Raw genomic sequence first — 25,867 nt, forward strand, 5'->3', positions numbered from 1 at the left:
AAGGCGGCCTATTCGGCCGCCACCGACTTGCCCGTATGGGCCTGTTCAACGGCGGAGACGATCTGCTGTTCGTTATAGGGTTTGGTCAAGAGAACCGCGCTTGCCGGCGCTCCTTCCGGCAAATGGCTGTCTCCCGTCGCAAACACAATGGCAAGCCCCGGCTTGCGGCGCAGGGCCTCCACCGCCAGTTCGCCGCCCTTCATGTCGGGCAGGCCGATATCGGTGACGAGAACGTCGATCTGATCCGCTTCGATAGCCTTCAGCGCCTGCGCCGCATTTCCGGCTTCGACGACGGCAAAGCCGCTCTCCGACAGCATCTCCGTCGAATTCATCCGGATCAACTCGTCATCCTCGACCAGAAGAACGCGTATGGACCGGTTTTGATTTTCGGCTGCCCTGACCGGTTCGGAAAGTTTCGAAGAACCCGGCGCAGATGTCGGCCGCGCTCTCGACAACGAAACCTGCTTGCGGTTGGCGATGACGTGGCGAATGCGCCGCGCCAGCGCTTCGCGCGTATAGGGTTTGGAAAGCAGCTCCACCCCGGCATCCAGCTTGCCGCCATGCACGATGGAGTTTTCGGTATAACCCGAGGTGAAGAGAACGGCGAGATTGGGCAGCCGTTCCTGCGCGCGGCGCGCCATTTCCCGGCTTTTCAGCGGTCCGGGCATCACCACGTCGGTGAAGATGACATCGATCGGAATGCCGCTTTCCACCACCGTCAAACCGGCCTGCGCATCGCGGGCGGTCAGCACGCGGTAACCGAGATCGCTCAAGGTCTCGACGACGGTGTTGCGCACTTCCTCGTCATCTTCCACCACAAGAATGGTTTCCGTGCCGCCCTCCACGGGGCCGGTCGGCATCACCACTTCCCTGTCCTCATCGGCGGCGGAGCGCGGCAGATACATCTTCACCGTCGTGCCCTGCCCCACCTCGCTATAGATGTTGACATGGCCGCTGGACTGTTTCGCAAAACCATAAACCATCGAAAGCCCGAGGCCGGTGCCCTTGCCTTCCGGTTTGGTCGAGAAGAACGGCTCGAAGACCTTTTCAAGAATCTCCGGCGACATGCCCGAACCGGTATCGGTAACGGCGAGCATCACATATTGCCCCGCCGAAACTTCCGAGTGCTTGCGGGCATAATCGCGGTCGAGAACCGCATTTCCGACCTCGATGGTCAGCTTGCCCTGCCCTTCCATGGCGTCGCGCGCATTGATGGCCAGATTGAGAAGAGCGTTCTCCACCTGGTTGGGGTCGGCATAGGTGTTCCAGAGACCCCCTGAGGTGATGACCTCCACCTCGATCGCCTCGCCGAGCGAGCGGCGAAGCAGATCGTCCATGCCGGTCACGAAACGGGCGATATTGATGACACGCGGCTCCAGCGCCTGGCGGCGGCCGAAGGCCAGAAGCTGGCTGGCCAGCTTTGCGCCGCGATGAACGCCGGCAAGTGCATTTTCCAGCCGCCGCTCCGCACGTTCATTGCCGATCACATCCTTCGACAGCAATTGCAGATTGCCGGCGATCACCTGCAGCAGATTGTTGAAATCATGCGCCACGCCGCCGGTGAGCTGGCCGATGGATTCCATTTTCTGCGCCTGCTGCAGCGCCTTTTCGGTCTGGCGGCGCTCGGCCATTTCCGCCTCGACACGCGCCTCGAGGCTCTCGTTCAATTGCCGAAGCTGCTCTTCCGCCCGGATGCGGTGGCGAATTTCGCGTTCGAGATTGCTCGCATGTTCCTTAAGGGTGTTTTCGGCCCGCCGCTGCTCGGTGACATCCGTATGGACGCCGACCCATTCGGCGATGGCGCCGGCCTTGTCGAAAATCGGCACGCCACGGATCGCGAACGTGCGGTAGACGCCGTCATGGCGGCGCACCCGATGTTCCCAGATATAGGTCGACTTTTCCGCGACCGCCTTGTTCCAGCTGTCGACAGACCCCTGCCTGTCGTCGGGATGGACCGCATCCGCCCAGCCAAAACCCCGATATTCTTCCGGAGTCTGGCCCGTCAAAGCGCTCCAGGCGGGTTGTTCGCCCAGCATCATTCCTTCGGCGCTGTTGGTCCACAGCACGCCGTGCACAGCATCCACCGCAGCACGGAAACGATTGTTGCTGATGAGGATTTCCCGCTCCGAGCGCTTGCGCTCCTCGATATCGATGATCAGCACATAAATGCCGTCGATGGACCCATCTGCAATGTAACGCGGAACATAGCGGATTTCGGCGGCGCGCGTGCTGCCGTCCGGTCTGCTGATCACGGTATCCGAAACAATCTTCTCGCCGTTGAGTGCGCGGTCGAGATAGGCCCTGCGGGCCTCGAAAAACGCCTCGCCGACGATTTCGGGAACGCTGCGGCCGATCACCTCCTCGGCGCGGCGGCCGAACCATTCCAGATAGCCGTCATTGGCGAATTTATAAACGTAATCACGGTCGACATATCCGACCAGAATGGGCAGGGCATTGGTAAGCCGGCTCAGTTCCTTGCGGCTCTGCTCCAGCGCCTCCACGGCCTTCACCTTGTCGGTATTTTCAAGCACGGTGCATAAAACGCCGTCTACGGTGCCGCCCTCATTATAGATCGGCGTGTAGAACAGATCGAAGATCACCTCTTCCGGCATGCCATGCCGCATCAGCGTCATCGGCTGGTCGCGATAGGCCATGACCTCACCGCGAAAACCGGCTTCGAGAATGCGGCTGTTCCAGTCCCATATTTCCGGCCAGATGCCGGGCACGGTTCCGCCCAGCGCCTGCGGGTGATAATTGCCGGCGATCTCCGCATAGCTGTCATTATAGATCATCACATGATCCCTGCCCCACATCAGCACCTGCGGAATGGGGGAATTGACGACGGAATTGGCTTTTTGCCTCAGATTTTGCGGCCATTCGCAAATAGGACCGAGCGATGTCTTCGACCAGTCGAAGCGGCGCACAAGCTCACCCGTTTCACCGCCACCGATCGGCCATACCGGCGCAGCACCAAGATTGGTCATTCAACATCACCACAAAAACCGAGAGAAAATCTCCCGTAATACAGAACAGGATAAAAGTCCAAGAAAACAGAAACTTCCGCTTATTGTTCCCAAGCTTTTCAGAAAATTGAAAAAGTTCCATCACGGCGTAAATGTCGCAAGGCGAGTGCTAAACCATCAGACATTTCAGGACCTTCGTGCGAGAAATTTCTCCAATATATCCCTGCGACCTCGCCTTCGTTTGACAATTGGCATCCTCAATACGCCAGAAATTGCCGCAAACGGGATGGCGACAAAGGAATTATTAAGCCTCAATAAGGGTGCTGGCGGTCGCGGTGCCGTCAGCGCCCGGGTCTTCGCCACACCGCGACCAGAGGGAACAACAATGAAAATACTTTTGGGTGCCACAATTCTTTCCGCCGGCTTCGCCTTTTCAGGCGGCGCAGCCTATGCTGCCGACTGCGGAAACGTGACAATCGCCAGCATGAACTGGCAATCCGCCGAAGTTGCCGCGAACCTGGACAAGTTCATTCTTGAAAAGGGCTATGGGTGCTCCGCCGAAATCGTGACCGGCGACACCGTGCCGACACTGACCTCCATGGCCGAAAAAGGCCAGCCGGATATCGCGCCTGAGGCCTGGGTCAGCCTGCAGCCGGAAATCGTCAAGCAGGGTCTGGAAGGCGGCAAAGTGGTCGCGGCCGCAAAAATCCTTTCCGATGGCGCTGTTCAGGGCTGGTGGATTCCGAAATACCTCGCCGAGGCCAACCCCGATCTCAAGACCATTCCGGATCTCTTCAAACACCCCGAACTCTTCCCCTCGCCGGAAGACAAGTCCAAGGGCGCCGTGTTCAATGGCCCGCAGGGCTGGGGCGGCACTGTCGTCACCGCGCAGCTTTTCAAGGCTTTCGGCGGCGAAAAGGCGGGCTTCACCCTCGTCGACACCGGCTCCGCCGCAGGTCTCGACGGTTCCATCGCCAAGGCTTACGAAGCCAAGCAGCCATGGGTCGGCTATTATTGGGCGCCCACCTCGCTGCTCGGCAAATACGAGATGGTAAAGCTCGAATTCGGCACCAACTATGACGCGGCCGAATGGAAGCGTTGCACCTCGGTTGCCGATTGTCCGGACCCGAAGCCGAACGCATGGCAGGTGGACGACGTGCAGACGCTGGTCAGCAAGTCCTTTGCCGACCGTGCCGGCCCCGCCATGGACTATCTCAACAAGCGCGCCTGGAGCAACGCGACCGTCAACAAGCTGATCGCCTGGATGACAGATAACCAGGCGACCGGCGAAGATGGCGCCAAGCAGTTCCTGAAGGAAAACGAAGCTCTCTGGAAGGGCTGGGTTTCTCCCGAGGTCGCGGAAAAGGTCAAGGCCGCCCTTTAACAGCCGGTCCTTACATATCTGCCCGGCAACCGGCGTCCGCCAGCAGCGACGCCGCGCCCGCACCGGCCCTGGAATGCCTCCCGGCTTTCCGGTGACGATGCGCCGGTTCAACAGAGCGTTCCGCCCTGCCTCCAGAAGGATGCGCGGCGCTCTGACGATTTTACTCCCGGAGCGCGGAGGACATCGATCCCCGCCTCCGGTTCGTCATGGAGAACAGGATATGGAATGGCTTTTCAAATTTCCGACCATGAATGACGATGCTCTGCGCGCGCTGAAAAAAGTCATCGACGAGGGGTTCCGGGCTTTCACCCGAACCTATGGCGGCGCAATCGAGGGGCTGTTTACCCCCCTTCAGAGCTTCCTCATTTGGGCGGAAAGGCTTTTGATCGGCGCACCCTGGCCGGTCGTTATTCTTATTGTCGGCGCGCTCGCCTGGTTCGGCAGCCGCAGCGCCACCATTGTTTCGCTCTGTTGCGGCATTCTCTTCGCCATCGGCTGGTTCGGCATGTGGGAAGACACGATGAAGACGGTCTCGATGATCTTCGTCTGCGCCGTTCTGTCCATCGTCGTCGGCCTGCCCATCGGCATCGCCATGGCACGCTCCAACCGCCTGCAGAGCGTGGTCAATCCGGTTCTCGACGTGATGCAGACGATGCCGAGTTTCGTCTATCTCATTCCCGTCGTCATGCTGCTCGGCATCGGCCGCGTGCCCGGTGTCATCGCCGTCGTCATCTATGCCATTCCGCCGATGATCCGGCTTACCAACCTCGGCATCCGCATGGTCGACCGCGACGTGCTGGAGGCCGCCGACGCCTTCGGCTCTTCGAAGCGCCAGAAGCTTTTCAAGGTGCAGTTGCCGCTCGCACTGCCCACCATCATGGCCGGCATAAACCAGACCATCATGATGGCGCTCGCCATGGTCGTCATCGCCTCCATGATCGGCGTTCAGGGCCTCGGCCAGCCGGTGCTGAAGGCCATCGCCAACCAGTATTTCACGCTCGGCGTGTTCAACGGGCTTGCCATCGTCGGCATCGCCATCATCTTCGACCGCATCAGCCAGGCCTATGGCCTTCGCCTGCAAAAACACCGGGAAGTGGCGCATGGCTAGTCAATCGATCGAAATTCGCAGCCTCTACAAGATTTTCGGCCCCAAGGCGGGAGACTATGTCGAACCCGTCAAGGCCGGCATGTCCAAGTCCGATCTCAACGCCAAGCATGGCCATGTGCTCGGCCTGCGTGATATCAACATCACCATGCCGGGCGGACAGATCACTGTCATCATGGGCCTTTCAGGCTCGGGCAAATCGACGCTGATCCGCCACGTCAACCGGCTGATCGACCCGACAGCCGGCGAAATCCTCTATGGTGGCACCGATGTTTGTCGCCTCAACGAAGCGGATCTTCTTGAATTCCGCCGCCACAAGACGGCGATGGTGTTCCAGAAATTCGGGCTGCTGCCGCACCGCAACGTGCTGCAAAACGTCGTCTATGGCCTCGAGGTGCAGGGCGTCGACAAACGCGAGCGCGAAGAAAGGGCAGAGGTCTGGATCAGGCGCGTGGGGCTGGAAGGTTTCTCCAACCATTATCCCAACCAGCTCTCCGGCGGCATGCAGCAGCGCGTCGGCCTCGCCCGCGCGCTCACCAACAATGCCGAAATCCTTTTGATGGATGAAGCTTATTCGGCGCTCGATCCACTCATCCGCGTCGATATGCAGACGGTGCTGCTGGAACTGCAGAAGGAACTGAAGAAGACCGTGGTCTTCATCACCCACGATCTCGACGAAGCGCTGCGGCTCGGCGACAAGATCGCCATCCTGCGCGATGGCGAAATCATCCAGCAGGGCACGGCGGCCGAAATCGTCATGTCGCCGGCCGACAGCTATATCGAGGCCTTCGTGGAAGAGGTCAATCGCGGCCGCGTCATTCGCCTTGGCGCCGTGGTGCAGCCGGAATTTGCCGGCCAGTCCCGCCTTCAGCTCGATGCGGACATGACGGTTGAAGAAGGCCTGCGCGCCCTCGTCCGGGAAAATGTCGGCAGCGCCACGGTCGTCGGAGAAAACGGCAAGGCGCTTGGTGCAATCACCACCGATGCCATCATGCGCTGCCTCGTCAGGACCGCACATGGTGAGGAAGCAGGCACGGCTGAACGTTTGTCAGGCTGAGCCTTCGAGCCACGCGGCCATGCCCTTTGCGGCCGCCTTGCCGGTGGCGAAACAGGCGGTCAGGAGATAACCGCCGGTGGGCGCTTCCCAATCCAGCATTTCCCCGGCAGCAAATATGCCGGGGAGCTTTTCCAGCATGTAGTTTTCATCAAGGCCGCTCCACGCGATACCGCCGGCGGACGAAATTGCCTCGGCAATCGGCCTCGTCCGCAAAATCGGTATCTCCGCATGTTTTATTCTCGCGGCGACGAATTCATCCGGCATGGCCGCGATATCGGGAAATATTTCCCGCAGAAGCCCGACCTTCACAGCCGATAAGCCGGCCGCCTTGCGCATGCGGTTTGCAAAGCTCTCTTTCCGTCCGAGTTTCGCCAGATCGCGGCTGAGGCGTTCGACCGTACGTCCCGGCGCAAGATCGATTGCGAGCGATACTTTGCCCACCTCTTCCAGCCGGTCGCGCAGCGCGGCGGAATGGGCATAGATCACGCTGCCCTCAATACCATGTTTCGTGATGACGAATTCGCCCTGAAAGGCTCCGCCCGGCGAAATGGTGATGGTGGATTTCACCGCTTCACCGGCAAAACGCGCGCGGAAGACATCGCTCCAGTCAACGTCGAAACCGCAATTGGCGGGGCGGAACGGGGAAAGCGCCACGCCTCTCTCCGCCAGCGCCGGAACCCATACGGCGTCCGAACCGAGACGCGGCCAGCTTGCGCCACCGAGCGCCAGAAGAACGGCATCGGCCTTGATGATGATCTCGCCCTCCGGTGTCGCGAAAACCAGGTGCTCGCCGGAAAAACCCGTCCAGCGATGCCGCGTCCTGATGGTCACCCCCTGCGCCTCCAGCCGGGCGAGCCATGCCCGCAGCAACGGCGAAGCCTTCATGACGGTGGGAAACACCCGGCCCGAGGTGCCGACGAAGGTTTCCTGCCCCAGCCCCTGCGCCCAGTCGCGCAGCATATCCGGCGTAAAATCATCGAGAGCGGCGCGCAGCCTCGGTTCCGCCTCGCCGAACCGGTGACGGAAGCTGTCGTAATCTTCGGCATGGGTGATGTTGAGGCCGGATTTTCCGGCCATCAGCAATTTGCGCGCCACGGTCGGCATGGCCTCGAACACCGTCACGACATGGCCTGCGGCCGAAAGCATCTCGGCCGCCATCAGCCCCGCCGGTCCGCCGCCGATAATCGCGACCTGCCTCGCCTTTGCCAAAACCCTCTCCATCGCCATCTTCGCCGTTCCGAGCCTTATACCGATTTCCGCATGCGAATATATGCGATATTGAAACCCGCATGTTCACGCTCGACCGCCCCGTCACCTTTTCGCAGGATATCAAGAAAAGCCGCTTCATCGCCTTTGCCGCGCCGGTGACGGGCGAAGAGGATGCGAAAAACTTTCTTGCGGCGCATTCCGATCCCGATGCGAACCATAATTGCTGGGCCTGGCGAAACGGCCAGACCTATCGTTTCAGCGATGACGGCGAGCCTTCGGGCACGGCCGGGAAACCGATCCTTCAGGCCATCGACGGTCAGGCGCTGGACAATGTCGCCGTTCTCGTCATCCGCTGGTTCGGCGGCATCCTGCTCGGCAGCGGCGGGCTGATGCGCGCCTATGGCGGCACGGCAGCCGCCTGCCTGCGGCTTGGAGAGACGTCACCGGTCATCGCTTATGTCAGCGCGACGCTGAGCTGCCCTTTCTCCGATCTGGCGCTTGTGAAATCACGCCTTTCCGCCACCCAGAACCTGCGTCTGGAAAGGGAGGATTTCACCGGCACCGGCGCGGATATGCTGCTCTCGGTTCCGGCCGAGGAAGCCGAACGGCTCACCCGTCTTCTCAGCGACCTGACCAGCGGGCGCGTCAATTTGCATATTCCCGACTAGAGTTTTTTCGCTTTTCTTCGAATTGCGAAAACACTCTAACTCTTTGTTTTGGCGCATTTCCGGACGAAAAACCGGGGTCCACTTTCCTGGAAATGCTCTAGCGCCTGTCCGAATGCGCAATTCGTGCTAAGGAAGCGACATGTCTCCAGAGCTTTCCAACCCCATCTATCATCCGCCACTCGAACCCTGGCTCACCATCGTGCACCGCGACGACAATCTTCTGGTGCTCGACAAGCCAAGCGGGCTTTTATCGGTGCCGGGGCGCGATCCGGCGCTTTCGGACAGCCTCATGACGCGGGTGCAGAAACAGTTTCCGAAAGCGCTGATGATCAACCGGCTGGACAAGGACACCTCCGGCATCGTGCTGATGTCCCTGAACCGCAAGGCGCATGCGGCGATTGCGTCGCAGTTCGAAAACCGTCAGACGCGCAAATCCTATGTTGCCCTGGTCTGGGGAGAAGTTGCCGGAGAAGCGGGGGAAGTGGACCTGCCGCTTGCCATCGATCCGGAAAACAAGCCCCGCCACCGGGTCGACCGCGAGAACGGCAAGCCGGCGCAGAGCCTTTGGCGGGTGCTGGAACGATTGCCGCTTCCGGCAACGCGGCTGGCGCTGACACCCCTCACCGGCCGTACCCACCAATTGCGGGTGCATATGAAGGCGCTCGGCCATCCGATCCTCGGCGATGAATTTTATGCCGAAGGCGAAGCGCTCGCCGCTGCGCCGCGCCTGATGCTGCATGCGCAGGAGGTCGGGTTCCGCCATCCCGATGGCCGTGACGTCACCTATACCGTCCCCTGCCCCTTCTGAGGTCCAAGATGAAGGAACAAAACGAAAGCTTCGTGGTGGATTTTGTCGGCGGCGCGGTCGGGCACCGTTTCCGCTCCGGCGAAGGGCGCGGGCAGGCCCTGCCGAAAGCTGCGGGTTTCACCAAAGGCCGCACGCCAAAGATCGTCGATGCCACGGCCGGGCTCGGGCGGGATGCCTTTCTGCTTGCCTCGCTCGGCGCGGAGGTGACCCTCATCGAACGCTCGCCGGACATGCATGCTCACCTCGCCGATGGCATTCGCCGTGCACTGGCAGCAGGCGGCGCTTATGCCGAGGCGGCAGCGCGCATGACGCTGCTCCACGGTGATTCCCGATATCTGCTGAAGGAGCTTTCACCGGAGGTGGTGATTGTCGACCCCATGCATCCGCCGCGCCACAACACGGCGCTGGTGAAAAAGGAGATGCGGGTGCTGAGAGAACTGGTTGGCGCCGACCCGGACCAAGTGGAGCTGATGGAGGCTGCGCTGGAGAATGCGACGAAGCGGGTGGTTCTGAAATGGCCCCTGAGAGCCGAGCCTATGCCCGGCATCCGCAAGCCTTCACATCAGATAATGGGCAAGAACACCCGTTATGATGTCTTCATGATCTTCGGAAAATCTCTCGACGACGAGGAATGATCAGCGGAAGGTCGGCTTGCGCTGCGCATTCATCAAAAGCTCATGCCGCGAGGCGAACTCGCCGAACAGTTTTCGGAGCCGGGTCTCCTCGGCCTTGTCCAGCCGGTAACGCCGGCAGAATTCCGCAACGTTGAGGATCGGCTTGGTTCTGTTCCCGTCAATGGTCTTGTTGTCGATGATCTGCATGGCGCCCTCCGTATAACAGAGGCCAAACGTCGCTTGCGCCTTGCGGTTCCTTATGAATTCGCATGGATGAGAAAAGAGCGTGCCGCCTGCACACGGAGTGATCAAGTTTTCTTGAAACTATCGCAGGAAACGAAATCCTCCCCAAATGGTTCTCTGCCTGATGTAAACCATGGAAGGGAGACCCATGTTCCATAACAACCGATTTCTGAGTTCGACGATCCTGTGTGCACTGCTCGCCGTGCCGCTCGCCGGTATCGCACAGGCCCAGACCCCGGCCGCCGAAACGAAACGGCCGAATGCGCCGGATCAGAAACCGGCTTTTGAAGGCCAGACCCGCGCGCCGCAGGCCGCCACCCAGCCACGCGTCGAAAAAACCGTGATCGCTGACGGCCTGCCGCATCTATGGTCGATGGAGTTTCTGCCCGATGGCCGCATGATCGTCGCGGCCAAGGAAGGCGCCATCCATATCGTCGCCGACGGCAAGGCCGGCCCGGCGATCGCCGGCGTGCCGGAAGTGGCGTCCGATGGGCAGGGCGGACTTCTCGACATCGCGCTGGCTCCCGATTTCGAAACATCGCGCACCATCTTCTTCTCCTTTTCCGAACCGCGCGATGGCGGCAATGGCACGTCGGTAGCCTCGGCAAAACTGACCGAGGAGGGAGGCGCGGCAAAGCTGGACAATGTCTCGGTGATTTTCCGCCAGACGCCGACCTATGACGGCGACAAACATTTCGGCTCCCGCCTCGTTTTCGGGCCGAACAACGAGCTTTATGTCACTGTCGGCGAACGTTCGGATTCAAAGCCGCGTGTGCAGGCGCAGGATCTGTCGAGCGGGCTCGGCAAGGTCTTCCGCATCGATACACAGGGCAAGGCCTTTGAAGGCAATCCTTTCGCCAGCCAGCAGAACGCCCTCCCCGAAATCTGGAGCTATGGCCACCGCAACCTGCAGGCCGCGGCACTTGATGGTGAGGGCAGGCTCTGGACTGTGGAACACGGCCCGAAGGGCGGCGATGAGCTGAATATGCCGAAAGCCGGCCTGAACTACGGCTGGCCCATCATCACCTATGGCGTCGAATATAGCGGAAGGTCGGTTGGCGAAGGCGTTACCGCAAAGGAAGGCATGGAACAGCCGGTCTATTATTGGGACCCGGTCATCGGCCCCTCCGGCATGGCCTATTATGACGGCGACCAAATCCCCGAATGGAAGGGCGCCTTCCTCGTCGGCGGTCTGGTAAGCCAGGGTCTCGTCATCCTGCATATCGATGGCGACAAGGTTGCCACCGAAAGCCGGTTGCCGCTGGAAGCGCGCATTCGCGACGTGAAGGTCGGTCCGGATGGCGCGATCTATGCCGTGACCGAAGAGCGCGGCGGCGGGAACTCGCAGATTCTGCGGATCGCCAAGGCCGGCTGAGAAAACTCACGACTGGAACGACAGGCCGCCGGAACGAAGGCGGCCTGTTTTTCGTTTGCCGCAGCGTGAAACCTGCCGGAAAAAACAATGCCACAACCGCCCACCCGCCTTCTTGCCAAAATCGGACTTGCCTATGTCAACGATCAGGAGCCGGGTATTTCCCGCGAGAAACGCGGACGCGGTTTCTGTTACCGTCTGCCGGGCGGCGAACTTCTCTCCGACAGCGTCGAACTGAAGCGCATCAAATCGCTCGGTGTGCCGCCCGCTTATAAGGACGTGTGGATATGCATCGACCCCGCCGGCCATCTGCAGGCTACGGGTTTCGATGCCCGCGGGCGAAAACAGTATCGGTATCATCCCGACTGGCATGCGCTCCGGGGCGAGACGAAATTCTTCCAGCTCAAAAGCTTCGGCAAGGCGCTGCCCGCCATCCGCCGCCGCGCCATCGCCGATATCGAAAAACAGGATCATGGGCCGGAAATGACGCTCGCAGCACTCACGCTGCTGCTCGATGCCGCCTATCTGCGCGTCGGCAATCGCTCCTATCTCGAAACCAACGGCACCTATGGTGCAACGACCTTGCTCAAGCGGCACGTCTCCTTCGGTGAAACCATCGAGTTGCGGTTTGCCGCCAAAGGCGGGCAGAAGGTGAAACGGCAATTGCGCCACCCGCGCCTTCAGAAAATCCTCGAGGAGATCGCCGATCTGCCCGGCAAGGAACTCTTCGTCTGGCAGGACAGCGAAAACCGGGTGCATTCGGTCGATTCCAGCGATCTCAACGCTTACCTCTCCCGTATCGGCGGGCGAGGCATTTCCGCCAAGACCTTCCGCACCTGGGGCGGAACGCTCGCCGCCTTCTGTAACGCGATGGAACATGTGGCGGCGGGCGACAAACCGAGCATAAAGGGCATGTGCCAGGCAGCCGCCGCGGAGCTTTCCAACACACCCGCCATCTGCCGCAAGAGCTATGTGCACCCGGCTGTCCTCGATATCGCCACGGAAGAGAAAGCGCAGAAAAAACTTGGCCGCATCCTGAAGGTCGGGGCAAAGCCCGTCTCCGGCCTCAGGGCGGATGAAAGACGGCTGCTTGCCTTCCTGCCCTGAGGATCAGCGGCTGCCCGCCCATTCCGCCAGCTCCCGCTCGGCCCTTTCCAGCGCGCTGTAATTCAACAGCTTGCGCAGGAAAGCGATGGTAACGGCGCGGGTTCTGAGATTATACCGGCCTTCCGCCTCGTCGTCGCCGGCCGCCTGATGCACGTTCAGCTTCTCATAGAGGCTTTGCAGCCGGTTCTGCACACTGCGTAGCGACAGGTTGCGGCGGCGGGCAATCGCCTTGTCGGTGAGGCCGAGCGCGACATCGACAAGAATTTCATATTCGGAATCGGTAAAGCCATGGGCCTTGCCGAGGCTCTTTTCCTGCAGGCCGCGCACCTCCCGGTCGATCACGCATTGCGCCTCGATGAAGATGCTGCGCAGCGCCAGCCGCAGGCGGTCATCGGAGGCCGATTTCAGCACGTAGCCATAGGCCGCCCCTTCCGGCACGATGCGGGAGACACCGCGCACATAGGCCTCGTCGGAATAGTTGGACCAGAACAGGATGCGGGTATCGGGCCTTTCCTTCCAGATGGTGCGCGCCGCCTCGATGCCGTTGCGCTCGTTCATCTGCAGATCCATGACGATATGGGCGGCGCGATTTTCCCGTGCGAGCTTTTCGCCGGTTCTGCCATTGGCCGCTTCCAGCACCTTGTCGCATTCCGGCAGCGCGGCACGCACCGCCTCGTTCAGATAGGCGCGGTGCAGCGCATCGTCTTCGACGATCAACACATCCATGTCACAACTCCTCCCGCCGGTCGAAAGCGCCTGCCGGCAAGGTGACGGTGATGCGGGTTCCCGCTCCCGTGCCATTGCCGCCAATATCGAATCTCGCCGAAATCAGCCTCGCCCGCGTCTTCATATTGCCGATGCCAAGGCCGCCGGAGGCCCCGCCTTCGCCGCCGCCGCTGCCGTCGTCGCTAACCGTCACCCGCAACCCGCCGTCGATTGCGGTCAGTTTCACGGCAATCGCTTCGGGCTGGGCATGGCGAATGGCATTGTTCACCGCCTCCTGCACGATGCGGAACAGTGAGATGGCCACCGTCTTGTCGAGCTTTTCCACCAGCCCATCCGTCTCATCCGTCACCGACCAGTCGATTGCCGATCCGCTGTCGCGCACGGAGCGGTCCACATAGGTTTCGATGGCTTCAACGACGCCGAACAATTGCAGGATCGAGGGTTTCGCTTCCTCGATGATCTCGCGCAAATCCTGCATGCAATGCTGCAGGCTGCGCACCACCGGCTCCAGCATCTCGCCCGACAGGTCGGGGGTATGGCTCATGCGCTCGATGCGCCGCGCCAGCCGCGTCAGGTCCGCCAGCGTCTGGTCGTGCAGATCCATGCCGATGCGCTGCCGCTCGGCCTCCAGCGCCTCGGTCAATTGCAGCGCGCCCAGCCGCAGGCCCTCCTCGCGGGCATTGGCGCGCGCCTCCTCGATGGCGGAGCGTTTGGCCTGCTCGGCGGCGCGGATGGCGTAGAAATAAGGCGCCAGCAAATCGGCGACCGCGCGTGCATTCGCCACATCCTCCATCGTATAGGCGTTCGACTGGTGCGAGGAACAACTCAGCGCGCCGATGATATCGCCATGCACCTTCATCGGCACATGCAGCCGGCTATGCAGGTTGAGTTCGATGATTGGGCTCGAAAACGACCCTTCAAAATGAAAGCGCGGATCGGAACAGGCGTCGCCGCTCAAGAGGTATTCCACCTCGCCTGACAGCAGTGTCCGGATCGGGCTACCGGTCAGAAGGGCGGGCGGCTGCCGGCTCCAGGCGCTGACGAGACCGCTCTCATAGGCGATGTGATATTTGTCATCCAGCTGCTTGATGCAGACATCCATATGGTCATGCGGGATGATATGGCTGATCTCGGTGGCGACCGCCTGGATGATGGCATTAAATTCGAGCTGCCCGGCAAGCAGCCGCGAAATGCCCATATAATGATGAAAAAGAGCGCTTTTCGGCGTATCCAGCATGTGCGGACGCCCTCCCAAGCGCCTGCCTTCGACCATCGCGGCGAAGATTCAACCCCTTGGGCGCCGCATCATTCATTCTGCGCCCGGCAGTGGCGTTTCGTCCTGCGGGTTCCCGCAAGCTTTCTGCGGAAACCCGCAGGAAGATTGCCGCGATCCGCCTATACAAGCCAAATCTTCTTGGTCATTCTCGCTTCTACTGGGGAAAGGAGCTCCAGTGCAAAGGAATTCCACCTGCCGCCGAGGAGATTTGCGGCGTGCGAGAATTCCGGGCTCGAAAAGGGCAAGCCACGAGGGAGGAAATCAAATGGCTTTCAGGAAGATGCTTCTGGCATCGGCCGCTGTCGCATGCGCAGCTCTGCCGATCACCGCTCATGCCGATACGTCGGCCAAAAAAATCGCGCTTTCAAACAATTATGCCGGTAATTCCTGGCGTCAGGCGATGCTGACAAGCTGGGACAAGATCACCAAGCAGGCGGTTGCCGACAAGCAGGTCGCCGCCGCCGACGCCTTCACCACAGCCGAAAACCAGGCGACCGAACAGGCCGCGCAGATCCAGAACCTCATTCTTCAGGGTTACGACGCCATCGTCATCAACGCCGCTTCGCCCACTGCGCTTAACGGCGCGGTGAAGGAAGCCTGCGACGCCGGCATCACCGTCGTATCCTTCGACGGCATCGTCACCGAGCCCTGCGCATGGCGCATCGCGGTCGATTTCAAGGCGATGGGCGAAAGCCAGATCGACTATCTCGCCAAGGCCATGCCGAAGGGCGGCAACCTGCTCGAAATTCGCGGCCTCGCCGGCGTTTCGGTCGATGACGAAATCCACGCCGGCATCGCCGCCGGCGTCGCCAAGAACCCGCAGTTCAAGATCGTCGGTTCCGTCAATGGCGACTGGGCGCAGGATGTCGCGCAGCGCGCCGTCGCCGGCATTCTGCCGAGCCTTCCCGAAGTCGCGGCTGTCGTGACGCAGGGCGGCGACGGTTATGGCGCGGCACAGGCTTTCGCCGCCGCCAAGCGCCCGACACCCACCATCGTCATGGGCAACCGCGAAGACGAGCTGCAATGGTGGAAACAGCAGAAGGACGCAAGCGGTTACGAGACCATGTCGGTCTCCATCGCCCCCGGCGTCTCGACGCTCGCTTTCTGGGTGGCGCAGCAAATCCTCGACGGCAAGGATGTGAAGAAGGACCTGACCGTGCCCTTCCTGCGCATCGATCAGGCCAATCTCGAGGAAAACCTGAAGACGACCCAAAAGGGCGGCGTGGCGAATGTGGAATATTCGCAGGAAGATGCTGAGAAGGCCATCGCATCGGCAAAATAGGCCGGATCGGCCCAGAGCCTGACTATTGCGGCGCTCCCGGAACGGGTGCCGCAATAGCCACACATTATCCGATTTTCACATCACTGGCGTAATTGCTCATGAATGACATCATCGAGGCGGAAGAGGTCGTCGCTGCGCGCGGCGTGAAGGTCGTGTTCGGCGCGGTAAGGGCGCTGGATGGGGCCGATCTCGTCATCCGCACGGGGGAATGCCTCGGGCTCGTCGGCCATAACGGCGCGGGAAAGTCCACCATCGTCAATGTCATCAATGGCGGGCTGACGCCGCATGAGGGTTCCGTTTCCTATGGCGGCAACGAAAGCCGCCACGGCATTGCCGCCGCGCGCGCGAACGGCGTTCGCTGCGTGTTTCAGGAACTGTCGCTCTGCCCGAACCTGACGATCGGCGAAAATGTCCGCATCATGCATGCCGCCACGGGTGGGCGAAACTGGCGCGGCCGTGCGCTGACGACGATCCGCCAGACACTGGACGAGATTTTTCCCGGCCACGGCATCGATTGCGAGCTGACCATCGCTGAACTTTCCATCGCCGAACGGCAGATGGTGGAAATCGCCATCAATTTCTGCCGCATACCACACGCGCCGAGACTGGTGATCCTCGATGAGCCCACCTCTTCGCTGGATGCCGGTCTTGCCGAGCAGTTGATGGATTACGTCCGCCGTTTCGTGCGTGAGGGCGGCGCGGTTCTGCTGATCTCGCATATTCTCGGAGAAATTCTTTCGACGGCCACCCGTATCGTGGTGATGAAGGATGGCCGGGTGGTTGCCGACCGGAAGGCCGCCGACTTCACCACCCGCTCGCTGGTTGAGGCCATGGGCAGCGTCGTCAAGGAACAGGACAGGCGGCGGGGCGAAAGCCGCAAGGCAGGCGAAAAAGTGCTCTCCATGCCGGCGCGGCGTGGTGAAGGCCTCGCCTTTGAGGCCTTTCGCGGCGAGATCGTCGGCCTTGCCGGTCTCGGCGGCCATGGCCAGACCGAAGCGCTTCTCGATCTTTATCTCGCGCAGAACAGCAGCTGGCTGCCCGCGCGCAAGACCGATATCGCCTTCGTGGCGGGCGATCGCAGCCTGAACGGCACTTTTCCGCTGTGGAGCATCCTCAAAAACCTGTCCATCGCCTCGCTCAGGGATATTTCAGCCGCAGGCATGGTGGACAGGGGCAGGGAAACCGAGCTTGGGACGCAATGGAAAAAGCGCATCGAAATCCGCACGCCCGACATGAGCAACAAGATCCTTTCGCTCTCCGGCGGCAACCAGCAGAAGGTGCTTTTCGCCCGCGCGCTCGCCACCACCGCCAGCACCGTCTTGATGGACGACCCGATGCGTGGCGTCGATATCGGCACCAAACAGGAGGTCTATGACATCTTGAGAACCGAAGCCTCCCACGGCCGCACCTTCATCTGGTACTCCACCGAAATGGACGAAATCCGCCTTTGCGACCGGGTCTATGTGTTCCGCGACGGCGCCATCCAGGCGGAACTCATCGGCGACGATATTACCGAGCAGAATGTGCTGGCGGCCTCCTTTGCCGGAGAAGACCACGCATGAAACTCTCGGCAAACGCGCTCCGCCTCATCATTCCTGCCGCCTCGCTCGCCTTCCTGCTTGCCGCCGTCTTCTACATGCAGCCGCGCGCCATGAGCTATACCGGCATGAACCTGCTGTTCAATCTGGCCGTGCCGATTGCGCTCGCCACCATTGCGCAGATGCTAATCATGTCGGTCAACGATCTCGATCTGTCGATGGGCACCTTCGTCAGTTTCTGCGCCTGTGTGACCGCCACTTTCCTGCAAACCACGCCCATCCTCGGAATTGCGATCTTTGCCGGTGCGATTGCGGTCTATGCATTGCTTGGCGCCATCATCCATATCCGCGCCCTGCCCTCCATCGTCGTCACGCTCGGCATGAGCTTCGTCTGGGGCGGCCTCGCCGTCCTCATTCTTCCCTCGCCCGGCGGCCAGGCCCCCGCCTTCATCCGGGCGCTGATGACGGCAAAACCGCCTTTCGTGCCGATCGCCATCGTCGCCAGCATCCTGATCGCGGTCGTCGCTCACTATATCGTCATGCGCTCTTCCTTCGGCGTGCTGATGCGAGGCGTCGGCGGCAATTTCCGCTCGGTCGAACGCTCCGGCTGGTCGGTCGTCGGCATTCGCGCCGCTACCTTTGCGCTCGCCGGTTTCTTCGCGGTGCTGTCCGGTATCGCGCTCGTCGGGCTGACGACATCGGCCGACGCCAATATCGCGCTGCGTTACACGCTGCTCTCGATTGCCGGCGTCATTCTCGGCGGCGGCGAATTCGTCGGCGGCCGGGTATCGCCCATCGGCGCGGTCATCGGTGCGCTGACGCTGACGCTTGCCGGTTCGTTTCTCTCCTTCATGCGCATTTCACCCGACTGGCAGATCGGCGCGCAGGGGGCGATCCTCATCATCGTGCTAGCGCTGCGCATCCTGCTCAACCGTCTTGAAAAGCGGGAGAAAAACCAATGAACGGGCTCTCTTCCCTCACCAGGAAACCATGGATTTGGTCTTTCGCCGCAACGATTGCGGTCTGGATCATCACCGTGCTCTTCACCGGCGGCGCAAGCTCCTTCGGCCTGTCGCACGCCGCACTCACCTTCGCGGCCTTTTCGGTCATCGTCGGCATCGGCCAGATGTTCGTCATCACGCTCGGACCGGGCAATATCGACCTCTGCGTACCCGCCACGATGACGCTGTCAGGCACGCTGGCCTTGAAATTCATGGATGTGTCCGACGGTCTCATCCTGCCCGGACTGCTGATCGCCATTCTGATCGGCATCGCCATCGGCATCGGCAATTATGCGCTGATCAAGCTCTTACGCATCCCGCCAATCATCGCGACGCTGTCAATGAGCTTCATCGTGCAGTCCATCGCCATCTGGTCGAACCGCGGCCTGCGCATCAAGCCGCCGGAAACATTGGCCACATTCGCCACGTCAAGTTTCTTCGGCATTCCGAACGTCGCCCTCGTGGCCCTGCTGCTTTCCGTCATCGCCTGGCTGCTGCTCGACCGCTCGTTTTACGGACGCTGGATTTCCGCCATCGGCCAGAGCACCTTTGCCGCCCGCATGACCGGCATTCCGGTGGATGGCACACGTTTCGTCACCTATGTGCTCTGCGCGGTGCTTGCTGCCATCGCGGGTTATCTGCTCGCCAGCTTCTCCGGCGGTGCTGCGCTCAACATGGGCTCGGAATATCTGCTGATGTCCATCGCCGTCGTCGTCATCGGCGGAACGGCGGTGGCGGGCGGCGATTCCAATGTGCCCGGCATCTGGGGCGCTTCGCTCTTCATGTTCCTGGTGGTTTCAATGCTGAATACCTATGGTTTCGGCGCGGGCATCCGCCTCATCCTCACCGGCCTCATCATCATCTCCGTCATTCTTCTGGCAAGCGGCCCCAAGGCCACGCGCTGAACCCATAACGACAAGCCCCCAAGCGGACCACGCTCATGACCACAGACAAGACCTCCCCTTACGAAATCCACGACGACCGCTTCCGCCATCTGATCGTCGGCAATGCGGAGCTGGAAGAGCTTTATTCCGGCTGCCGCTGGGCCGAAGGCCCGGTGTGGTTTGCCGATCTCAACTGCCTGCTGTTCAGCGATATTCCCAATGAGCGCATGCTGCGCTGGGTACCGGATGGCGGGATCTCGGTATTCCGCCAGCCTTCCAACTTCACCAACGGCAATACGCGCGACCGGCAGGGGCGGCTCGTTTCCTGCGAACATGGCGGCCGCCGCGTCACCCGCACCGAAGTCGACGGCTCCATCACGGTGCTTGCCGACAGCTACGGCGGCAAACGGCTGAACTCACCCAATGACGTGGTGGTGAAATCCGATGGCAGCGTCTGGTTCACCGACCCAACCTACGGCATTCTTTCGGACTACGAGGGCTACAAGGCCGAGCCGGAACAGAAGACCCGCAATGTCTACCGGCTCGATCCCGCAACCGGAAAGATCGAGATCGTGATTGACGACTTCGTGCAGCCGAACGGGCTTGCGTTTTCGCCTGATGAGACGAAGCTTTACGTCGCCGACAGTTCCTATAGCCACGATGTCTCCCGCCCGCGCCATATCCGCGTCTTCGACGTGGTGGACGGCGCGAAGCTCACCAACGGCCGGGAATTCTGCAACCTCGACAATGGCCTGCCGGACGGCTTCCGTCTGGATACGGCCGGCAATCTGTGGACCAGCGCCGGCGATGGCGTTCACTGCTTTTCCCCCGAAGGTACGCTCCTCGGCAAGATCAGGGTGCCGCAGACGGTGGCGAACCTCACTTTCGGCGGCCCGAAAAAGAACCGCCTGTTCATCACCGCGACGAAGTCGCTCTATTCGGTCTATGTCGCCGCAACCGGCGCGCAAACACCTTGAGGTACTGAAAAACCGGAGGAAACGGGCCGGGAAGGAACTGGCAAGACGGCTTCACCGCGCTATAAAAGCGGAATGAACGACGATTCCAGCCCCTTCCTGACCGACGACATGGCCGTGGACGGCGACGCGCCGGCCGTTGAGCCCACCAGCCGCATGCTTTCCTGGGCCCGCAATTCCGCTCTTTACCGGCTGGAACAGCGCATGATGACGGAAAAGCAGCTGCGCGACGCCATCATGCGCAAGGCGCGGGAAAAATTCGAGGATATCAGCCCGGCGCAGGTCAGGGCGCTCGGCGAATTTGCCGTAACCTTCGCTTATGGCATCAAGGCGCTCGACGACACGGCCTTCGCGGAAATTACCGTGCGGAGCGGCCAGCGCAGCGGCAAGTCGAAACGCGGGCTCGCGCAGAAACTTCAGATCAAGGGTATCGCCCGGGAAACGGCTGCGGTCGCGTTGCAGGAGACCAATGATCTCGTCGCGGCCGTCATCTTCGCCCGTAAGCGCGCCTTCGGGCCGTTTCGCCGTGTCGAACTGGACGAGAAGCGCAAGGCCAAGGAATTCTCTGCCTTTGCCCGCAACGGCTTCAGTTTCGAGATCGGCGCGAAGGTGATGGAGATGACCTTCGAAGAAGCGGAAGAGATTATCGCTGAAGCACCGCTCTGACCGCTATTGCGGCATGGGATGCGTTTTCAGATAGGCGATCAGATCCGCAATATCGGTTTCGCTCCACAGCCCGAAAAAGCGCATGGCATTTCCCGGTATCGCCTTTTTCGGGCTGGCGATGAATTTTTGCAGTTCATCCTCCGACCACACCCGGCCAGCCGCGCCGGCATCCTTGAGCGCCTGAGAATAGTGGCCGTAATCGGCCACGGAAGCCATCGGCCTGCCGACGACACCCATCAGATGCGGCCCCATGCGGGTGCGTGGCGTATCGGCGCTGTGGCAAGTGGAACAGCGACTGAAGACCTTCTCCCCATGGGCCGCATCGCCCTCGGCAAAAGCGGCTGTCGCCAAAAGGAAAGAACAGGCGGTCACTGCCGCCACACTTCTGAAAGTGGAAATCATGGCCCGGATAATACAACGCCCTCTCCGTCTGACAACGAAGAGGGCGTTTTTTGACATGCGACAGAATGCCCGACCGAGGCCGGGCACTTTGCCGATCAGTTCATGGCCGTGAGCGTCACGGAGGTGCCGGTGGCGGCGAGGTTGAGGCCAACCTGACCCGTCACGCTGACCGTCTGCAGCTGGATGGAGCCGGACGTGCCGCCAACGAGAACGTTGGTGCCGACGCCGAGACCGACGGTGACTTCAGCCGTTGCGCCCTGATAAAGGCCGCCGAGCGAACCGCGGTGGTAACCGGCGGTCGGGGCGAAAACGGCCCAGACCAGACGGCCCTGCGTGGTGAAGCCGAGGTCGACACCCATCTTGCGGATGGCGCCGGTGTAATGGTCGGTGCGACGGGCCCCCATGGTGGACTGGAAGGTGCAATCCAGTTCCTTGGCCGAGCCGAGAACGTAACCGACGCCGCCGCCGATATCGCAGGTGAGGTAACCGATTTTGACGCCGTTGCGATCGTCCTGCTCCTGCGGAGCCGGCTCATATCTTGCAAGGTCGGCAGCGAGGGCGGATGCGGTTCCGCCGAGGCCCATCGTCAATGCGGCAAAAGTTACGGCAACAGCCTTTTTCATCTGATTTTCTCCTGTTTTATTCCTACCCGCAGCAGCCCTTCTTGCCCTCTCCGGATATTGAATTCCGCACTGTTAACGTTTGTTCCCTGAAATCGATCCAAAACAACTTAATTGGAGGCGATGAAAGCGGAACGGTTAACAATGTCTGATGGCGGTAGGATGCCATTAAGACATTGTTAGGGCGGGAAATGCGTGCGGAATCGCCATCAACAGCCAGCGTTGCCGGCCGTTGTTTTGCTGCAACAACCTCAAAGCGGCAGGGCGACGGGAAAGCCGGTGGCGGCATGGGTCATGACATCCATGCGAACGCCATAGATGCGCTGCAGCGTCTCCGGCGTCATGATCTCCTGCGGCGTTCCCCGCGCGATAAGCTGGCCGGAATGAAGCGCTACGATCTCATCGCAGAAGCGCGCCGCCATGTTGACGTCGTGCAGCACGACGATGACGCCGAGACCCTTTTCGCGCGACAGTCTCTGCACCAGCGAAAGCACCTCGAGCTGGTGCGCCATGTCGAGTGCGGAGATGGGTTCGTCGAGAAGCAGGCTTTCGGCGTTCTGGGCCACCAGCATGGCAAGCCACACGCGCTGGCGCTCGCCGCCCGAAAGCGTATCCACCAGCCGGTCGCGGAAGGCGACGGTGTCGGTGAGTTCGATGGCTTCGTCCACCTTCTCCTGATCCGCCTTGGTGAATTGCCCAAGCGCGCCGTGCCAGGGATAACGGCCGAGCGCCACCAGTTCCTTGGCCAGCATGCCGGAGGCGGCCGGCGTATATTGCGGCAGATAGGCGAGCTTTCGCGCAAATTCACGATTGCCCCAGGCGCCGAGAGCCTTACCCTCGAATGAGACCCTGCCCGCCGTCGGCTCCTGAATCCGTGCGAGAATCTTGAGCAGCGTGGATTTTCCCGAACCGTTATGGCCGATCAGGCCGATGGTCTTGCCGGTCGCAAAACTGGCCGTCAGCGGCTGCAGCAATGTCCTGCCCGGCACTTCCATCGTCACGCCGTCGAGAGAAAAAAGCGGAATATCGTCATAATCGACGGCAAGTGCTGCCTGACCCATGGTTCTCATCTCCGTACATCGTTCAAAAAATTCATCATCGCCTGCCTGAAAGCCAGATCAGATAGGGCGCGCCGGCAAGCGCCGCAAAAAGCCCGAGCGGCAGCTCGTAGGGAAAGGTGACTGTCCGTGCGCCGAGATCGGAAAGCGCCATCAGCACCGCGCCGAACAGGAAGGAGGCGAAGAGATGTTCGCGCGGCGTGGTGAAACCGGCGCGAAGCGCAATATGCGGCGCCATCAATCCGACGAAACTCAAGGGACCGACGAGCAGCGAGGCAGCCCCGGTGGCAATGCCCGCCACCGCGATGACGGCGATGCGCGCCGCGCCGAGCGGCAGGCCGAGGGAGAGCGGCACATCGCGTCCGAGCGGCAGGATCGTCAGCCAACGCGTGACCGATAGCGCCCCCGCCAGCAGCACGATGGAAAGAATGGCGAGAAAGATCGCCGAAGCCGGCGTCGCCGTCGAGCCCGAGCCGCTGAGCCAGGCGAGGATCTGCCATGCCCGCTGGTCGCCAATGGCAAGCAGTGCCGAGAGAACGGCCGAGCAGAGGGAACTGATGGCAATGCCAGCGAGCAGGATTTTTTCCGGCGCGAGGTGCCGGCGCATGGAAAACAGCAGGACGAGGATCATGACGGCCGCAGAGCCGATGCCGGCGCCGCAAAACAGTTCGAAAAGACCGGCGGCCGGAAAAATCGTGATGGCGGCGGCAAAACCGAGGCCTGCACCGCCGCTGACGCCGATCACTTCCGGGCTTGCCATGGGATTGCCGGTAAGCCGCTGGAGAAGCGCCCCCGCCATGGCCAGAAGACCGCCTGCGGCCACGGCCGCCACCAGCCGCGGCCAGCGGAACGGCAGCAGGCTTTGCAGATCGTCAGCCTTCAGCACCGTCCAGCCATCGGGCCCCTTGCCGATGGCGAGCGCTGCAAAAACCAGCCCCGCCATGACCGCCAGTACCGGCAGCAGGGCCGTAAGCCGGCGTCTTGTCGCCAGCTCGACGCCTTCACCGCGATGCACATCGGTCGGCCGGATTTTCGGCAGCAGCCACAGAAGCAGCGGGCCGCCGATCAGGGCCGTTACCGCGCCGGTCGGGAAAACTTCGGCCGTCGTGCTTGCCAGAAGCTGCACGAGACCGTCGCAGAACCACAGCAGCAGACCGCCCAGAAGCGGGGAAACCAGGAGCACCGAAGACGAACGCCGCACACCGAGCGCCCGGGTGAGCGCAGGTGCTGCAAGGCCGATGAAGCTGACGAGACCGACCGCCGAAGCAACGAAGGCGGCCAGCATGACCGCGACGGCGGCAACCGCCAGCCTGATCGAAAACAGCGAGACGCCGAGCGATCGCGCACCGGCATCGCCGAGACCGAGGACCGTCAGCGGCTTTATCAGCAGGCCGGTCAGGACGAGCCCGGCAACAAGCTGAAACGCGAGGGACAAGGCGTTCGACCAGTCCTGCTGGCTGAGCGAGCCGCCGTTCCAGACGACCAGCGACATCAGATATTCGCCCTGCGCCAAGGTCAGCGCAGCGGAAACGGATGCGGCGGTGATGCCGACCAGCAGCCCCGACACCACCATGGTCACCGGCTCGAAGGAGCGTCGCCAGCCGAGAAGAAACACGATGCCGGCCGCACCGGCCGCGCCGGCAAGCGCCACCAGGGCGCGGTTGCCATCCAGCACCGAAGGAAAGAACAGGGTGGCGATGACGATGGCCAGTTGCGCGCCGGCCGAGATGCCGAGCGTCGAAGGATCGGCAATCGGATTGCGCAGCAATTGCTGGAACAACGCGCCCGACAGGCCGAGCATCGCCCCCGCCAGAATGGCGACCGCCACGCGCGGCATCAGGCTGAAGGCGAAAATCACCTGATCCATCGACATGGTGGCGGCATCGAACGGCAGGCCGGGCCATGCACCGAAAGGCAGCCGCAGCAGCCCGGCATGCAGGGAAAGCCCGCAGGCCAGAACGAACAGCAGCCCGAAGAAAAGCTGGAGAGGCCGCGCCGTCACAGGGCTTCTCCCTGCGCCGAGAGCGCTTCGGTCAGAAGTCGCGCAAAGCGCATGCCGGCGGTGATGCCGCCATAGGGGCCGACATTGCCGAGCGTGACCACCCGGTTTTCCCGCACGGCAGGCAGCGCGCGCCATATGGCGCTGCTGCGCAGGGTTTCCCGCGCCTCGACCGGAATATCGGAGACGATGACGATGCGCGCATCGGGCGAAGCGGCGAGGTTTTCAAGCGGCACCGGGGCCGCGAAGGTGAATTGCGAACGATCCACCCAGGCATTGGCGAGCCCCAGCCGGCCAAGAACATCCCCGAACATGCTATCCGCACCGAAAGCGCGAAAATGCCGGGCGTCGCCGATATTGATCACATAGGTCGGCCGCGCCGCAAAACCGGCAAGGCGGGTCCGCATGGCTTGCAGCGCCGCTTCCGTTTCGTCCAGAACCCTGCGCGCCTCGTCTGCCCTGCCGAGCTTGTCGCCAAGGGCGGAGACCGCCGCCAGCGCCTTTGCGAAAGGCGGTTCGCCCTTCACGTAAAAGGGCAGCGAGAAGACCGGGGCAATCGCTTCCAGCCTGCCGGTATAGCGGGTGTAGAAGGGCGAAATCAGAATGAGATCGGGCCGGGTCAGTTGCAGAAGCTCGAAATTCGGCGCACCGCGCAGGCCGAGATCGGCGACAGTTGCAGGGATTTCCGGCTCGACCGCGTCCACCCGGAACTGGATGAGCTCGGTCGCCGCCACCGGCATGACGCCGAGCGCAACGGCGGTTTCCAGCATGGCCCAGTCGATGGCGGCAAGCCGTGGCGTGACCGCCGCGCGCGCCTTGCCAGCAAGAGCCGAAGCAGCGAGCAGGCCTAAAAATTCCCGCCGCCCCCAAAGGGGGGACATCCATCGATCCTTGCGCGTCATGCCCCTGCT

24 protein-coding genes are annotated in these 25,867 nt (G+C 61.6%); 14 read left to right on the forward strand and 10 right to left on the reverse strand.

Annotated features, from left to right (window positions below):
- Nucleotides 1-8 precede the first annotated feature (8 nt).
- A complete protein-coding gene (locus tag EM858_RS24935) occupies nucleotides 9-2,984 on the reverse strand; it encodes a PAS domain-containing protein (RefSeq protein WP_127758322.1) in 2,976 nt (991 codons plus the stop codon).
- 364 nt (nucleotides 2,985-3,348) lie between these two features.
- On the opposite strand from EM858_RS24935, the gene EM858_RS24940 reads away from it, so the two are divergent.
- The 3 genes from EM858_RS24940 to EM858_RS24950 all read left to right on the forward strand — a co-directional run bounded on the left by EM858_RS24940 (nucleotide 3,349) and on the right by EM858_RS24950 (nucleotide 6,509).
- Nucleotides 3,349-4,347: an ABC transporter substrate-binding protein gene (locus EM858_RS24940; protein WP_127758323.1), complete on the forward strand. Its 999-nt coding sequence runs from the start codon at nucleotides 3,349-3,351 to the stop codon at nucleotides 4,345-4,347.
- Nucleotides 4,348-4,567: 220 nt separating this feature from the next.
- Complete coding sequence (locus EM858_RS24945; protein ID WP_035263623.1) at nucleotides 4,568-5,455, forward strand: proline/glycine betaine ABC transporter permease; 888 nt, start codon at nucleotides 4,568-4,570, stop codon at nucleotides 5,453-5,455.
- Complete coding sequence (locus EM858_RS24950; protein ID WP_127758324.1) at nucleotides 5,448-6,509, forward strand: glycine betaine/L-proline ABC transporter ATP-binding protein; 1,062 nt, start codon at nucleotides 5,448-5,450, stop codon at nucleotides 6,507-6,509. The genes EM858_RS24945 and EM858_RS24950 overlap by 8 nt, the downstream gene beginning before the upstream one ends.
- On the opposite strand, the gene EM858_RS24955 is transcribed toward EM858_RS24950, so the two are convergent.
- Nucleotides 6,501-7,730, reverse strand: coding sequence for a TIGR03862 family flavoprotein (locus EM858_RS24955; protein WP_127758325.1), 1,230 nt, complete (start codon nucleotides 7,728-7,730; stop codon nucleotides 6,501-6,503). The two genes, EM858_RS24950 and EM858_RS24955, sit on opposite strands and share 9 nt — an antisense overlap.
- A gap of 68 nt (nucleotides 7,731-7,798) precedes the next feature.
- Between EM858_RS24955 and EM858_RS24960 the strand changes: the two genes are divergently transcribed.
- From EM858_RS24960 to EM858_RS24970, 3 genes are all read left to right on the forward strand, one after another.
- Entirely contained in the window at nucleotides 7,799-8,386 is a 588-nt protein-coding gene (locus EM858_RS24960; RefSeq protein WP_127758326.1) for a YigZ family protein, read from the forward strand.
- Nucleotides 8,387-8,525: 139 nt separating this feature from the next.
- Nucleotides 8,526-9,194, forward strand: a complete 669-nt coding sequence (locus tag EM858_RS24965) for a pseudouridine synthase (protein ID WP_080819914.1) — start codon at nucleotides 8,526-8,528, stop codon at nucleotides 9,192-9,194.
- A gap of 8 nt (nucleotides 9,195-9,202) precedes the next feature.
- Nucleotides 9,203-9,829: a class I SAM-dependent methyltransferase gene (locus EM858_RS24970; RefSeq protein ID WP_080819912.1), complete on the forward strand. Its 627-nt coding sequence runs from the start codon at nucleotides 9,203-9,205 to the stop codon at nucleotides 9,827-9,829.
- Here the strand turns inward: EM858_RS24970 and EM858_RS27255 are convergent, their stop codons facing one another.
- On the reverse strand, nucleotides 9,830-10,015 hold the full coding sequence (locus tag EM858_RS27255; protein WP_149743367.1) for a hypothetical protein: 186 nt from the start codon (nucleotides 10,013-10,015) through the stop codon (nucleotides 9,830-9,832).
- 184 nt (nucleotides 10,016-10,199) lie between these two features.
- Between EM858_RS27255 and EM858_RS24980 the strand changes: the two genes are divergently transcribed.
- Together EM858_RS24980 and EM858_RS24985 are read left to right on the forward strand one after the other, a co-directional pair.
- Entirely contained in the window at nucleotides 10,200-11,426 is a 1,227-nt protein-coding gene (locus tag EM858_RS24980; protein WP_127758327.1) for a PQQ-dependent sugar dehydrogenase, read from the forward strand.
- Between the two features lie 87 nt (nucleotides 11,427-11,513).
- Nucleotides 11,514-12,530, forward strand: a complete 1,017-nt coding sequence (locus EM858_RS24985; RefSeq protein ID WP_127758328.1) for a DNA topoisomerase IB — start codon at nucleotides 11,514-11,516, stop codon at nucleotides 12,528-12,530.
- Between the two features lie 3 nt (nucleotides 12,531-12,533).
- On the opposite strand, the gene EM858_RS24990 is transcribed toward EM858_RS24985, so the two are convergent.
- Together EM858_RS24990 and EM858_RS24995 are read right to left on the reverse strand one after the other, a co-directional pair.
- Nucleotides 12,534-13,256, reverse strand: a complete 723-nt coding sequence (locus EM858_RS24990) for a response regulator transcription factor (protein ID WP_127758329.1) — start codon at nucleotides 13,254-13,256, stop codon at nucleotides 12,534-12,536.
- 1 nt (nucleotide 13,257) lies between these two features.
- Complete coding sequence (locus tag EM858_RS24995; RefSeq protein ID WP_127758330.1) at nucleotides 13,258-14,493, reverse strand: sensor histidine kinase; 1,236 nt, start codon at nucleotides 14,491-14,493, stop codon at nucleotides 13,258-13,260.
- Between the two features lie 304 nt (nucleotides 14,494-14,797).
- On the opposite strand from EM858_RS24995, the gene EM858_RS25005 reads away from it, so the two are divergent.
- From EM858_RS25005 to recX, 6 genes are all read left to right on the forward strand, one after another.
- The gene (locus EM858_RS25005) at nucleotides 14,798-15,814 is read left to right on the forward strand and encodes an ABC transporter substrate-binding protein (protein WP_078053674.1); all 1,017 of its coding nucleotides are present in this window, start codon (nucleotides 14,798-14,800) and stop codon (nucleotides 15,812-15,814) included.
- Nucleotides 15,815-15,912: 98 nt separating this feature from the next.
- Nucleotides 15,913-17,376: a sugar ABC transporter ATP-binding protein gene (locus tag EM858_RS25010; RefSeq protein ID WP_127758331.1), complete on the forward strand. Its 1,464-nt coding sequence runs from the start codon at nucleotides 15,913-15,915 to the stop codon at nucleotides 17,374-17,376.
- On the forward strand, nucleotides 17,373-18,314 hold the full coding sequence (locus EM858_RS25015; protein WP_080838912.1) for an ABC transporter permease: 942 nt from the start codon (nucleotides 17,373-17,375) through the stop codon (nucleotides 18,312-18,314). The genes EM858_RS25010 and EM858_RS25015 overlap by 4 nt, the downstream gene beginning before the upstream one ends.
- Nucleotides 18,311-19,258 (forward strand): ABC transporter permease, encoded by a 948-nt coding sequence (locus tag EM858_RS25020; RefSeq protein ID WP_127758332.1) that lies wholly within the window; start codon nucleotides 18,311-18,313, stop codon nucleotides 19,256-19,258. The genes EM858_RS25015 and EM858_RS25020 overlap by 4 nt, the downstream gene beginning before the upstream one ends.
- 35 nt (nucleotides 19,259-19,293) lie before the next feature.
- Nucleotides 19,294-20,214, forward strand: a complete 921-nt coding sequence (locus EM858_RS25025) for an SMP-30/gluconolactonase/LRE family protein (RefSeq protein ID WP_127758333.1) — start codon at nucleotides 19,294-19,296, stop codon at nucleotides 20,212-20,214.
- Between the two features lie 72 nt (nucleotides 20,215-20,286).
- Nucleotides 20,287-20,877, forward strand: coding sequence for a recombination regulator RecX (recX, locus tag EM858_RS25030; RefSeq protein ID WP_127758334.1), 591 nt, complete (start codon nucleotides 20,287-20,289; stop codon nucleotides 20,875-20,877).
- Between the two features lie 3 nt (nucleotides 20,878-20,880).
- Here recX and EM858_RS25035 read toward each other — a convergent pair whose 3' ends face one another.
- The 5 genes from EM858_RS25035 to EM858_RS25055 all read right to left on the reverse strand — a co-directional run bounded on the left by EM858_RS25035 (nucleotide 20,881) and on the right by EM858_RS25055 (nucleotide 25,858).
- Nucleotides 20,881-21,279: a cytochrome c family protein gene (locus EM858_RS25035; RefSeq protein ID WP_164865562.1), complete on the reverse strand. Its 399-nt coding sequence runs from the start codon at nucleotides 21,277-21,279 to the stop codon at nucleotides 20,881-20,883.
- Nucleotides 21,280-21,374: 95 nt separating this feature from the next.
- Nucleotides 21,375-21,902: a DUF992 domain-containing protein gene (locus EM858_RS25040; protein WP_003522107.1), complete on the reverse strand. Its 528-nt coding sequence runs from the start codon at nucleotides 21,900-21,902 to the stop codon at nucleotides 21,375-21,377.
- 248 nt (nucleotides 21,903-22,150) lie between these two features.
- Nucleotides 22,151-22,960, reverse strand: a complete 810-nt coding sequence (locus EM858_RS25045; RefSeq protein WP_127758336.1) for an ATP-binding cassette domain-containing protein — start codon at nucleotides 22,958-22,960, stop codon at nucleotides 22,151-22,153.
- A gap of 34 nt (nucleotides 22,961-22,994) precedes the next feature.
- On the reverse strand, nucleotides 22,995-24,959 hold the full coding sequence (fhuB, locus tag EM858_RS25050) for a Fe(3+)-hydroxamate ABC transporter permease FhuB (RefSeq protein WP_127758337.1): 1,965 nt from the start codon (nucleotides 24,957-24,959) through the stop codon (nucleotides 22,995-22,997).
- Nucleotides 24,956-25,858 carry an iron-siderophore ABC transporter substrate-binding protein gene (locus tag EM858_RS25055; protein ID WP_164865563.1) on the reverse strand — a complete coding sequence of 301 codons (903 nt, stop codon included), beginning with the start codon at nucleotides 25,856-25,858 and terminating at the stop codon, nucleotides 24,956-24,958. Before EM858_RS25055 ends, fhuB begins: the two co-directional genes overlap by 4 nt.
- Nucleotides 25,859-25,867 lie beyond the last annotated feature (9 nt).

Origin of the sequence: Agrobacterium sp. CNPSo 2736 (assembly GCF_004005385.1) — a bacterium.
GTDB lineage: Bacteria > Pseudomonadota > Alphaproteobacteria > Rhizobiales > Rhizobiaceae > Agrobacterium > Agrobacterium leguminum.